Genomic DNA, 11,269 nt, shown 5'->3' on the forward strand with positions numbered 1-11,269 from the left:
CCGCACCCTTCCCTTCGCGCGCGCGTGACAGGCAGGTGGCCCCATGGCCAGCACCCCGCTCAACTTCACCAGCGCCAGCTCGACCGCGATCGATCTTTCGCGGCTGCCGCCGCCCGACGTGGTCGAGGCGCTCGATTTCGAGGGCATCTTCAACCGCCTGCGCGCCGATTTCCTCGCCCGCTATCCCGAGTTCACGGCCTTTGTCGAGAGCGACCCGGCGATCAAGCTGCTCGAAGTGGTGGCCTATTCCGAGCTGGTGCTGCGCCAGCGGATCAATGATGCCGCGCGCTCGGTGCTGATCGCCTATGCCCTGGGCGGCGATCTCGACAATCTCGCCGCCATCTTCGGTGTGGTTCGGCGCGAGATCGCTCCGGCCGATCCGATTGCCGGTGCGCCCGCTGTCATGGAAAGCGACGAAGACCTGCGCCGCCGGGTGCTGCTGGCGCCCGATTCCTACTCGGTGGCCGGGCCTGCCAGCGCCTATGTCTTCCATGCACTGTCTGCCGATGGCGACGTGCTCGATGCCTCGGCCATCAGCCCGCGCCCGGGCGAGGTGACGGTCTCGATCCTTTCGCGCAGCGGTGACGGCACGGCCTCGCCCGAGCTTCTGGCCAACGTGCGCGACCTGCTGGCCGGGGACGAAGTCCGCCCGCTGACTGACCGGGTGACCGTGCAATCGGCCGAGCTGATCACTTTCGATGTGGTCGCCCAGCTCACGCTATACCCGGGGCCCGACGCCCAGCTGATCCTCGACACCGCCAACGCTGCGCTGACCCAGCTGCTCGCCAACAACCGCCGCCTTGGTCGCAACATTGCCCGCTCGGCGATCATTGCCGCGCTGCACGTCGGCGGGGTGCAGAACGTCAACCTGATCGAGCCGGTCGCCGACGTCTTCGTCGAGCAGACCGAAGTCGGCGCGGCCGGCACGGTCGAGGTCACTATTGCCGGGTTCGACGAATGAACCTGCTGCCGCCCAACAGCTCCCCGCTCGAGCGGGCATTCGCGGCGGTCAGTGTGGAAGCGCTGACCGATTTGCCTGTCCCGGTCGGCGATGTTTGGTCGCCCAGCGCGTGCCCGACCGCGCTGCTGCCCTGGCTGGGTTGGGGGCTGTCGATCGATATCTGGGACAGCGACTGGTCCACCACGCAAAAGCGCGTCGCGATCGCCAGCGCCATCGATGACCAGCGCCGCAAGGGCACCCGCGCCGCGCTGCGCCGCGCGCTCGACCGGATCGACCCGCTGATCGACATCACCGAATGGTTCGAGGATCCCGCCAACCTCGAACCCTACACCTTCAGGCTCGACCTGCCCGATCGCAACACCAGCACGATCGACTACAACGAAGCCACCATCTCGACGCTGCTGCGCGACATCGCTGCGGTGAAGCCGCTGCGCGCCCACGTGATCGCCTCCTACCGGATCATGGCGCTGGCGCAGGTCGGCCTTGTGAGTGCGGTCATCTGGGGCGGCATCGCCCGGATCGAACTGGACGCCGACGCCGAGGCCGCAGCCGATCCGGTCTGGGGCACATACCTGCAAACCGAAAATGGCGAGCCGCTTCAGGATGAAGACGGCGAATTCCTGATCGCAGCATGAAAGCGCGCCCATGAGCTTTACCCTCATCCTCACCACCGCCGGGCTCGATGCGCTGGTCGACGCGCAAAGCGGCTCGACCGATGCTATCCAGATCAGCGAGGTCGGCTTTTCGGAAAATGCAGTGGCCGTCGCGCCCACGCTCACTGCACTGCCCGGTGAGTTCAAGCGGATCGATGCGATCTCGGGCACCGCGATCAGCGAAACCGTGATCCATATGACGGCGCAGGATTCCTCGCCTGACATCTACGAGCTTCGCAGCTTCGCGCTCTACCTCGTTGATGGCACGCTGTTTGCTGCATACAGTCAGGCGGACCCGATCATCAGCAAGGCCTCGGTCCTCAACCTGCAGCTGGCTTTCGACGTCGCCTTTCAGGATGGGATCGCCGGCGATATCGAGTTCGGCGACGCGACCTTCCTGTTCCCGCCCGCAACTGAAACAGTGAAAGGTGTGGCCGAGATCGCCACCCAGGAAGAGGTTGACGATGGGGTAGACGACGAAAGGATCGTCACCCCGCTCAAGCTCGCCACCGTCCTTGCCGAGCTGCTCGGCGGGTTCGGTTCGGCGACCGAAACCGTTGAAGGCGTGATCGAGCTGGCGACCCAGGAAGAGGTCGATGCAGGAGTTGACGATGAGCGCGCCGTCACCTCGCTCAAGCTCGCCGCGCGTCTTGCCCCTGTGCTCACCGCCATCGCCAACGAAATTGCCGCGCGCATTGCCGACGTCGATGCCGAGGCGCTTGAACGGCAGTCGGGCGACACCACGCTAGGCGCGCTCATCGCTGCCCTCACCGCGCGCACGATCACAGGCAGCGGACTGGTGACCGGCGGGGGGTCGCTTGCGGCGAACCGCGTTCTGGCGGTAGCCGCCGCGAGCTTCGCCCAGATCATTGCGGGCACCTCCAACAATGTTGCCATGACGCCCGGCGGCTTCGGGCCGATCGTGCGCAGCTTCGGTGCGAATGGCTACCTCGCGCTCGCTCTCGCAGACCCCGCCAATGCAATCTGTTTTCAGTGGGGGCTTGTCACAGCCAGCGCCAACGGGGTGACCAACGTCAATTTCCCGGTGAATTTCGCCCAGACCTTCGCAGTGGTCGCCGATGGCACCAGCGAAAGCAACACTAACCGCCAGGACAATTACCCGGCGGTGCTTCGCAACTCGATCACCCAGAACGGCTTCCAGCTTTTCAGTGCCAACGACATCGCAGACGCGGTCAATTACTTCGCCATCGGAAGGGTCAACCTAACATGAGCGTTTTCTTTGCCATGGTGGGGGAGGGCGGGGATCGCCGCCCCGCATTCTTCCTCACCCGAAATTCCGCCCCCGAAAGCGCGGTCGAGATTAGCGATGCGCGCCATGGCGAGCTGCTCCAAGCGCAGTCTGAAGGCCGCGCAATCACGGCCGACGCACGCGGCCGCCCGGTGGTTGCGCGTCGCACCCGGCCGGACAAGCCGACACTTCGCGCGCAGCTCGCGGTGGCCATCCGGCGTGAGGCTGCCGCGCGGATCCGCACGATCAGCCCCGAATGGCGGCAGATGAACGATCTGCGCGAACCGAGCGAGGAAGGCGCTGTGCGCTTCGCCCGGATCGATGCGATCCGCGCCGCATCGGGCGCGATCGAGGAGCTGGCAGACAGCCTGCCTGCGGCTGACCTCGCCGCTTTCCCTGTCGCCACCCACACCCTCTGGCCGGAGTTCGACTGATGTCCAGAATCAGTGACCTGCCGCTTGCAGGGCCGATCACCGGTGAAGAAACTCTGCCGATCGTCCAGGGCGGCACCACGAAGCGCACCAGCGTCGATGGGTTTCTGCAAGAACTTGAAGAAGTCGCGGCCGAGAAGGCTGTTCAGATCGAAGGCCTCGCCAGCGACATTTCGGCCAATGCCCTGACCTATGTCCGCTCGGCGCAGAACCTTCGGCGCTCGGTTTCCACGCTGGCACTGACCGCCGGCGGCACCAACATCGTAATCGGCAGCAACTTCACAGCCTTTGCGCGCGGCTATCTTTGCGGCACCGACTTCGCCGCCGGGGCGAATATCGACGGCGTGCGGTTCATGGGTGACGCGCCCGTCATCACCGCGACTCTTATCGAGCGGCCCGCAAACGTGGCAAACCTTGAAGCGTTGCCCTTCTCTGCGGGGGACGTGACTGTTGCGACGGCGACCGTCACCAGCGCGGCCTACAAGGCGGGCGGGTTCTTTGTGCCTGTGCCGCGCTATCCGGCGCGGGCGGGGTTCTATTACCTTGCCGTGATCGAGTGCTTTGCGTGACGGCACCACTCGCACGGCTTCGACGATGCGCTATGCGACCGGGGTGAACGGCCCACAGTGGCAGGAAGGCTATGTCCGCATCGGCACGGCGGGATGGTCGAATTACAACAACACCCGCTATCTCTCGGTCGGGCTGGTCACCTCGCCGCAAACCGAAGACGTGGCGACCGCGCTGTCGCAGGCTCGGCGCTCGCGCCTTGCCCAGCAGACGGCGGACTATCGGCAAATGGTGCTGCGCAACGTCAATGCGCTTCGCGGCGATTGCGGCTTCGATCCTATTGGTGCGGGGCTGACGTATCGGTTGAGCGGGGACAGCCTTGCCGAACAGACCATCGGCCCGCCCGCGCGCACCAGCACCAATGTGGTGGGGGCGCTGGCACCCGGCGCTTCCGTCTCGAACATCGGGATCGGCGGGCGGACGACTGCGCAAATCCTCGCGCTGATCCAAGCGGACAATGTGACCAACCCCGCGCGCGCCTCTGGCACGAACATCAGCAACGGCTCGAACAATGACGAGAACGCGGCGACCTATGTGACCACCCGCGCGAATGTGGACGCTATCATCGCGACCTTTACCGGGCAGTGGGCCTTCGCGGTGGGCGGCTCTGAGGCGGCGGGGCAGCGCCTAAGCAGCAGCGCCTGTTCAGAGAATTGCGTGCGGCTCACGGCGCTCGCATCTATGATTGGGAAGCTCTTTGGCGCCAGAATGAGGCGCTTGCCTCCGACGCTCGCCTGACCGTCGACGGGACGCACTTCAACAGCCTTGGCGCAACCCTGCTCGGCTTTGAGCAGACCCGGCTGTTCCGCGCGATGAACGGCGGCGCGCCCTATGTTCATGAAGAAGTGCTCCCGATTCGCCCCAAGGATGCGGCGGGCACCTTGCTTTCCACCGGGCTGATCCTTGGCACCGTGTCGCAGGTCTACCGGACAGCGGGCGATACTTCTGACGAAGCCATCGCCATCAACCCTTCGACCGGCGCGATCACGCGGGGCGCGGGCGAGATCACCCCGGCGCTGGGCTCGCGCGAAATCATCATGCGTGCGGCCAACTTCCGGGGCGGTCATGAGGCGCGCAAGACCTTCCTCTTGGCGCAGGACGCTGGCGACACCCTGCCGCGCCATGACATCGAGTTTCTGGGCGGCTCGAATTATCAGGAAATCCAGTTGGTCCCGCCTGATACGGCGGTCAACACGACCGACGCGGCCCTTCCCAACACCACCCGTCTCAGCTTCGTCATGTTCATGCGCGTGACGCGCGGTCTCGCCGGTTCCTTTGCCGGTGTCGATAGCTTCGACGGGGCAAACATTTACAGTCCGCGCGTGCGGCTGCGCAATACCAGCTCGGTGCAACTTGGCGGCGCGCCAACGTGGGCGCTCCCCGCCGATCCCTTCGCGATCAACGCCTATTTCGTGTCGATTGATACCGTGGCGGGAACCATGACCATCGCGACAAACGAAACCAGTTCAACCATCGCGCTCACGGCGGACAGCATTCCGATCAACCTTTCCTACATGCGCCAGCTGTTCGGCCCGCCGGGCCTGCCGCTTTCCGGCTGCGCGCTGCGCCGGCTCATGCTGTTCACCGGACACGCCTTCGACTTCACCAACGCGGCCAAGCGGGCGCTCTTCTATAACCCGGCAACCTTTCTGCCCATCGACACGGGCGGCGCGACCATCGACGGGCAGACCGCGATCATCGACATCTACGGGCGAGAGTTCGACTGGAACCAAGGCATCAACCGCGGTTCGCTCGGAAACCTGCTGCCCGCGCGCTGGGCTGGCATGGAGCGCATGGGCGGGCGGGAGATGACGACGTGACCCGCCCCGGCACCACGCCCGAGCAACTCAAATGACCGGCCTCGCCTTCGTCGTCCATGTCGGCGATGCTTTTCGCGCCTGGTCGGTGCCGGGGGCGCTGCTGTCGATTGTGCTGATCGCGCCGATCGCGTGGAAGCTGGGCCGCTTGCTGCTCGCCCGATCCTTGCAGCGGCAAGGCTGGCAGAACACCGCCGAGATGGTCGCGGTGGCAGGCACGCTAGACGAGAGCATCCGCCGTCCGGGGCCGCGTTTTATCACTCTGGCGGCGGCGTTGGTGTTCATGGTCGCAATCATGATCGCGGGTGCAGCCATCCCGCTTTCCCGCGTGGGATGGTCGGAGCGCGCGGTTGCCTTTGCCCTCGAGCAATACGGGATGGCCGGGGCAGATCGCACGTTCTGGAACGGCCTGATGGCGTTCTGCTGGGGGCTATGGGCGAGCGGCTGCTGGGCCATCGCTATCGCCTTTTCGCCTCGGCCCGCAATGATGCTGGCGGCGGCAGGCGTGCTGGGCGTCGCGGCATTTGTGGCAACGCAAGGAATTGGAGGGCCGATCCTGTGAGCCCGGTAGAAAAGGGGATGCTCGCCATTCTTGTTCCGGCGGTCACCGCAATCGACGCGCATTTCGGCCTCGCGATGGCGCTGGGGCTGCTGGGCGGATGGTTCGCGCGGGTCGGTGTTTCCGTCCAGTCGCGCAAGGTCTGGCCCGAGATCAGGCGCGAAGTCATCGTCATGCTGCTGTTTTCGGTCGGCAGCGTCATCACCACGCTGTTCTTCGCCGATCTGCTGGGCGCTGGCCCGCTGGGCGTGGCGGGGATCGGCTTCGCGGTCGCCTTTATGGGCGAGAAGGCCTTCGACATTCTGCGGCAATTCATCCTCGCGCCGGTGCTGGCGGCGATCAAGAACACGGGAGAAAAGACGTGACTGACCCAAGAGCGCCCATCTTCGCCGCGGTGCGCGCGGCCAAGCCCGATGTGTTCAACCATCCCGAGGACGGTTCACGCCGTATCGGGGCGCTCGACAATGTCCTCGATGCGCTGGGCATTCCGCGCGCGGGGCAGCATATTCCCGACGCCGGGAAAAAGGTCACGCCCTCGCCCAAGGCCAGCGAACCGCGCTGGATGCAGCTCGCCCGCGAGAAGATCGGCGAGCGCGAGATCAAGGGGCCGAAGCACAACAACTGGATTGCGGGCGCGTGGGGTCGCCTCGGCGCGACGTGGTTCAACGATGATGAAACGCCGTGGTGCGGTCTGTTCGTCGCTGACTGCCTCGAGCGCGCCGGTCGCAAGATCCTCGGCGCGGCCGAGTTCCCGCGTGCGCTGGCCTGGGCGAAGTGGGGCGTGCCCTGCCCGCCCACGGTGGGCGCGGTGGTGGTGTTCAAGCGCACGGGCGGCGGCCATGTCGGCTTCCTCGTCGGCGAGAGCGAGGCGAATTACTACGTCCTCGGCGGCAATCAGGGCGACATGGTGAGCATCGCGCCGATCGCCAAGGCGCGCGCGGTGGCGATCCGCTGGCCGCATGACGTGGGCCGACCGGCGCCGGGCCTGCCGCGCATGACGGGGGGCGTGGTTTCCACGAATGAAGCATGAAGCTGCCGCCAATGAATATGGCGACCGCGCGGGTGCTCGCAGGAGCGGGTGCCTTCACGCTGGTGCTGGTGGTGTTCGCCTTGATGTGGGCGCGGCCCGAGCTGGCCGACAATGACCTGTTCAAGAGCCTCGCCCAGGCGATCGTCATTCAGGGCCTGATCGGTCTGGTGATGGCCTTCCTGTTCACCGGCAAGAACGACACGCGAGGGGATGACCCATGAACCCGATCCCCTGGCTGCGCCAGCTGACCCCGATCTGGAAAGCGATCCTCGGGGTGGTGCTGCTGATCGCGTTGATCTGGGCCTTCCTGTTCGTGCGGGATCTGTTCACCGGCAGCGCCCGCACCGAGGCAAAGCTCGCCACCGGGCAGGCCGACGCGGCGCTGAAGTCCGGGCAGGACACGGCCACCACCGTGGGCGAGCAAGCTGAAACCGAGGCCGAGCGTGAGCGATCCGTGGCCGACATGCAAAAGGACGTGAACGATGCGGATGATGCTTCTGGTGCTCATGACTCTGGCGCTGGCTGGCTGTGCGACAACTTCGGTATTTGCTCCTAAGAGCAGCTGCTCCGATCTGCTCGATGGCACATGGGAAACCCCGGTGCCCGATGCTGCCGCCCCGCGCGCCGGGGCAAGCGATCTCGAAACGCTGAAAAGCTGGATCGGCTTCGCGGGTGCGCAGACGGCGGGCAAGCGCACCGAGTTCGAGCGCGCCCAGGCCGCGCGAGCGATCATCAAGCGCTGCGAGGAACGCGACCGCGCTGCGATCGAGCGCGCGCGGCCGAAGTTCCTCGGCCTGTTCTGACCCCCACATCAAGGCACCATCATGATTCGCCCCGCCCCGCAAGAAGACATCCCCGCCGACATCGCCAGCCTGATCCGGATCGGCACCGTGCTCTCGGTCGATCTGGCCGAGGCGCGCTGCATCGTGCGGTTCGGTGACCCCGACGATCCCGAGCCCGCCCAGACCGGCCCGATCCGCTGGCTCTCCCCGCGCGCAGGCCTCACCCGGGTGTGGTCACCCCCCAGCGAGGGCGAGCAGGTGCTGCTGGTTTGCCCCGATGGCCAGATCGGTGCGGCCGTGGCGATCGCCGGCATCGTGCAGGACGCTTTCCCGCCGCTCGGCAGTACCACCGCCGAGATGATCGAATTCTCGGACGGTGCGAAGATCACCTATGACCCCGAGGCGCACGCGCTGCTGGCCGTCCTGCCGGCAGGCGGCACGGTCGATGTTACGGCAGACGGGGGGATCACCCTGCGCGGCGACGTGACGATCGAGGGCAACCTCACCACGAATGGCGATGCGGCGATCACCGGCAATGTCACCGTCGACCAGACCGTGACGGCCGAGCAAGACGTTGTCGGCGATGGGATCAGCCTCAAGTCGCACAAGCACGGGGGCGTGCAGTCGGGCGGCGCCCAGACCGGCACGCCGGTGTGAGGTCAGATGCGGCAATCCCGGGCGACCAGCCCCCGGTTATCCCAGTCCTTGCGATAGACCGCGTGCCCGTTTGTCAGCGGGCTGCAGGCGACGTTCCGCCCATCGGCATAGACCGCCGCGATCGTGCGCCCGTATCGATCCCTGCCCATTCGCACCAGGCGCAGATTGCGCCCTTCGATCAGCAGCCGGAGCGCGCGGCGCGCGGCCTGCCCCTCGCCCTCGACACATCGCCGCCCTGGTCGGCATGCGCTTGTCTCCGGTGCATCGATTCCGCTAAGCCTGACCCGCTCGCTGCCGCACCGGATGGTGTCGCCGTCGATCACGGTGCAGGCGAGGGCGAGGGCTGCGACGGCAAGCATGGCCCCGCCCTACTAGGTTAAAGCGGCTTCCACCATCCCCGCCGCTGGCATTGCGCGCGCGAAGCGCGTTTCCCTCGCTCCCATGCAAGGCATGGCCGCTACCACCGGAAAGCCGATCAGCGACGAAGCGCACCTGGCGCAGTCGATCGGCGATATCCTCTCCACCCCGCTCGGCAGCCGGGTGATGCGGCGCGACTATGGCTCGCTGCTGTTCGAGCTGGTCGACAAGCCGATCAACGGCGCGATCCGGCTGCTGCTGCAGGCTGCCACCGCGATCGCACTGCGCCGTTGGGAGCCGCGCCTGCAGCTCACCCGCGTAACGCTGGCCGGGGAACCCGCCGCCGGACGTCTGACCATCCGCATCGAGGGACGGCGCACCGATCTGCCGCCTTCGAACGCGCTCACCACCCTCACCATCCCGATCGACACCCGCGCGCCCCGCGCAACTTCCTGAAGGACGCTCCCTCATGGTTCATGGCCTCACGATTACCGAATCCGCTTCCGGCCCCCGCGCGCTGGGGGCTGTCAGCCTTGCCGTGATCGGCATCGTCGCCACCGCCACCGCGCCCGCTGGCGAGCAGGCCGATGCGCTCGATGCAGCCTTCCCGCTCAACACCCCGGTGCTCATCACCGGCGGGGTCGATATCGCGGCGGGCAATGCCGGTACTGGCGGCACGCTCGGCCCGGTGCTGCGCGCGATCGGCGATCAGGCCACCCCGGTTGTGGTGGTGGTTCGCGTTGCCGAGGGCGAGGACCAGGCAGAAACCGACGACAACGTGATCGGCGCCACCGATGGCACCACCTTCACCGGACTGCAGGCGCTCGCCGTGGCCGAGCAGCGCCTTGGGGTGAAGCCCCAGATCATCGCCGCTCCCGGCCTCGACACCCAGCCTGTCATCGAGGAGATGGTCAGCGTCGCCAAGAAGCTGCGCGGATTCGTCTATGCCGCGGCTGAAGGTGATACCGTGGCCGAGGCGCTGACCTTCCGCGAGAACTTCGGCCACCGCGAGCTGATGCTGATCTGGCCGGGCACGAGCGACGATTTCGCCGGCGATATTGTCGCCCGCGCGATTGGCCTGCGCGCCCAGATCGATGAGACGGTGGGCTGGCACAAGACGATCAGCAACGTGCCGCTGGTCGGTGTCACCGGCCTCGATCGCGACATCAGCTTCGATCTCACCGATCCCAGCACCGACGCCGGCGTGCTCAACGGGGGCGAGGTCACCACGATCATCCGCCAGAACGGATTCCGTCTGTGGGGCAATCGCACCACGGCCAATCCGCTCACCAATCCCAGCTTCGTCTTCGAAAGCGCGGTGCGCACCAGCCACGCGCTGCAGGAGATTGTCGCTCAGATCGTAAGCCCCTTCATCGATCAGCCGATGACCGTGGGCCTGATCAAGGATCTGCTCGAGACCGGCAACGCGCGCTTCCGCCAGTTGGCGGTGCAGGGCGTGATTCAGGGCGCGGAGATGTTCTTCGATGCTGACCAGAACAGCGCACAGGAGCTGGCCGCCGGTCGCCCCCGCTTCCGGATCCAGTTCACGCCGGTGGCACCGCTCGAGAACCCCAACGTCGATCTAGTGATCACCGATTTCTACTACACCGACTTCGCCGATCAGCTGGTCTGATCCTCCCCGCTCGACCCCGTTTAGGAGACACCCGCTATGGGCATCCCGAAGAAACTGAAGAACCTCACCGCCCATGTCGACGGCGTGAACTACATCGGCCAAGTGGTCGAGTTCGAGGCCCCTTCGCTCGCGCTGCAGACTGAAGAATATCGTGGCGCAGGCATGATCGGCCCGGTCATGATCGACCTCGGCCTGTCTGCCATGGAAGCCACGCTCAAAATGGGCGGGCACGTGGTCGCGCTGATGCGCAAGTTCGGTACCACCCGGGTGGATGGCGTGCGGGTCCGGCTCACCGGGGCATACCAGCGCGACGACACGGGCGAGGTTGACGTGGTCGAATGCTATATTGGTGGGCGTTTCTCCGAAATCGCCACGGGCACCGCCAAGCCAGGCGACGACACCGAGCACGATTACACCATTCCGCTGGCCTATTACCGGCAGGTGGTGAACGGCCGCCCCGAGATCGAGATCGACATGATCGCCGGCACCTTCATCGTCGATGGCATCGATCGCTACGGCGAGATCATGGCGGCGCTCCAGAACTGACCAGGACCCCGCGGACCGGCGCTGTGC

At 66.1% G+C, this 11,269-nt stretch carries 18 protein-coding genes; 17 read left to right on the forward strand and 1 reads right to left on the reverse strand.

The window, feature by feature from the left end; genetic code table 11:
* The first annotated feature begins 43 nt into the window (after positions 1-43).
* Genes E2E27_RS06275 through E2E27_RS06335 form a run of 14 tightly spaced genes read left to right on the forward strand, consistent with a single transcriptional unit; the run spans position 44 to position 8,706 of the window.
* A complete protein-coding gene (locus E2E27_RS06275) occupies positions 44-961 on the forward strand; it encodes a baseplate assembly protein (RefSeq protein ID WP_141458171.1) in 918 nt (305 codons plus the stop codon).
* The gene (locus tag E2E27_RS06280; RefSeq protein WP_141458172.1) at positions 958-1,596 is read left to right on the forward strand and encodes a phage tail protein I; all 639 of its coding nucleotides are present in this window, start codon (positions 958-960) and stop codon (positions 1,594-1,596) included. The genes E2E27_RS06275 and E2E27_RS06280 overlap by 4 nt, the downstream gene beginning before the upstream one ends.
* Positions 1,597-1,606: 10 nt before the next feature.
* The gene (locus tag E2E27_RS06285; RefSeq protein ID WP_141458173.1) at positions 1,607-2,845 is read left to right on the forward strand and encodes a gp53-like domain-containing protein; all 1,239 of its coding nucleotides are present in this window, start codon (positions 1,607-1,609) and stop codon (positions 2,843-2,845) included.
* Entirely contained in the window at positions 2,842-3,297 is a 456-nt protein-coding gene (locus tag E2E27_RS06290) for a hypothetical protein (protein WP_141458174.1), read from the forward strand. The genes E2E27_RS06285 and E2E27_RS06290 overlap by 4 nt, the downstream gene beginning before the upstream one ends.
* On the forward strand, positions 3,297-3,863 hold the full coding sequence (locus E2E27_RS06295) for a hypothetical protein (RefSeq protein ID WP_141458175.1): 567 nt from the start codon (positions 3,297-3,299) through the stop codon (positions 3,861-3,863). The genes E2E27_RS06290 and E2E27_RS06295 overlap by 1 nt, the downstream gene beginning before the upstream one ends.
* Entirely contained in the window at positions 3,856-4,599 is a 744-nt protein-coding gene (locus E2E27_RS06300) for an SGNH/GDSL hydrolase family protein (protein ID WP_234036216.1), read from the forward strand. The genes E2E27_RS06295 and E2E27_RS06300 overlap by 8 nt, the downstream gene beginning before the upstream one ends.
* Positions 4,515-5,681: a hypothetical protein gene (locus E2E27_RS06305; RefSeq protein ID WP_141458177.1), complete on the forward strand. Its 1,167-nt coding sequence runs from the start codon at positions 4,515-4,517 to the stop codon at positions 5,679-5,681. The genes E2E27_RS06300 and E2E27_RS06305 overlap by 85 nt, the downstream gene beginning before the upstream one ends.
* A gap of 31 nt (positions 5,682-5,712) precedes the next feature.
* On the forward strand, positions 5,713-6,240 hold the full coding sequence (locus E2E27_RS06310) for a hypothetical protein (RefSeq protein WP_141458178.1): 528 nt from the start codon (positions 5,713-5,715) through the stop codon (positions 6,238-6,240).
* A complete protein-coding gene (locus E2E27_RS18670; RefSeq protein WP_181443601.1) occupies positions 6,237-6,602 on the forward strand; it encodes a hypothetical protein in 366 nt (121 codons plus the stop codon). Before E2E27_RS06310 ends, E2E27_RS18670 begins: the two co-directional genes overlap by 4 nt.
* Positions 6,599-7,267, forward strand: a complete 669-nt coding sequence (locus E2E27_RS06315; protein ID WP_181443602.1) for a TIGR02594 family protein — start codon at positions 6,599-6,601, stop codon at positions 7,265-7,267. Before E2E27_RS18670 ends, E2E27_RS06315 begins: the two co-directional genes overlap by 4 nt.
* A complete protein-coding gene (locus tag E2E27_RS06320; protein WP_141458180.1) occupies positions 7,264-7,488 on the forward strand; it encodes a hypothetical protein in 225 nt (74 codons plus the stop codon). The genes E2E27_RS06315 and E2E27_RS06320 overlap by 4 nt, the downstream gene beginning before the upstream one ends.
* Positions 7,485-7,823: a hypothetical protein gene (locus E2E27_RS06325; RefSeq protein WP_141458181.1), complete on the forward strand. Its 339-nt coding sequence runs from the start codon at positions 7,485-7,487 to the stop codon at positions 7,821-7,823. The genes E2E27_RS06320 and E2E27_RS06325 overlap by 4 nt, the downstream gene beginning before the upstream one ends.
* Before the next feature lie 43 nt (positions 7,824-7,866).
* Positions 7,867-8,070 carry a hypothetical protein gene (locus tag E2E27_RS06330; protein WP_141458182.1) on the forward strand — a complete coding sequence of 68 codons (204 nt, stop codon included), beginning with the start codon at positions 7,867-7,869 and terminating at the stop codon, positions 8,068-8,070.
* 21 nt (positions 8,071-8,091) lie between these two features.
* Positions 8,092-8,706, forward strand: a complete 615-nt coding sequence (locus E2E27_RS06335; protein WP_141458183.1) for a phage baseplate assembly protein V — start codon at positions 8,092-8,094, stop codon at positions 8,704-8,706.
* 2 nt (positions 8,707-8,708) lie between these two features.
* Here E2E27_RS06335 and E2E27_RS06340 read toward each other — a convergent pair whose 3' ends face one another.
* Positions 8,709-9,065 carry a thermonuclease family protein gene (locus tag E2E27_RS06340; protein WP_141458184.1) on the reverse strand — a complete coding sequence of 119 codons (357 nt, stop codon included), beginning with the start codon at positions 9,063-9,065 and terminating at the stop codon, positions 8,709-8,711.
* 91 nt (positions 9,066-9,156) lie between these two features.
* Here E2E27_RS06340 and E2E27_RS06345 point away from each other — a divergent pair, with 91 nt between their 5' ends.
* From E2E27_RS06345 to E2E27_RS06355, 3 genes are read left to right on the forward strand one after another with little or no spacing between them, the layout of a single operon-like run.
* Positions 9,157-9,519, forward strand: a complete 363-nt coding sequence (locus E2E27_RS06345; RefSeq protein WP_353653636.1) for a GPW/gp25 family protein — start codon at positions 9,157-9,159, stop codon at positions 9,517-9,519.
* Between the two features lie 13 nt (positions 9,520-9,532).
* Complete coding sequence (locus E2E27_RS06350) at positions 9,533-10,696, forward strand: phage tail sheath subtilisin-like domain-containing protein (RefSeq protein ID WP_141458186.1); 1,164 nt, start codon at positions 9,533-9,535, stop codon at positions 10,694-10,696.
* Between the two features lie 36 nt (positions 10,697-10,732).
* Positions 10,733-11,242 carry a phage major tail tube protein gene (locus tag E2E27_RS06355; RefSeq protein WP_141458187.1) on the forward strand — a complete coding sequence of 170 codons (510 nt, stop codon included), beginning with the start codon at positions 10,733-10,735 and terminating at the stop codon, positions 11,240-11,242.
* The last annotated feature ends 27 nt before the right edge of the window (positions 11,243-11,269 follow it).

It is taken from the genome of Porphyrobacter sp. YT40, from assembly GCF_006542605.1.
Classification (GTDB): Bacteria; Pseudomonadota; Alphaproteobacteria; order Sphingomonadales; family Sphingomonadaceae; genus Erythrobacter.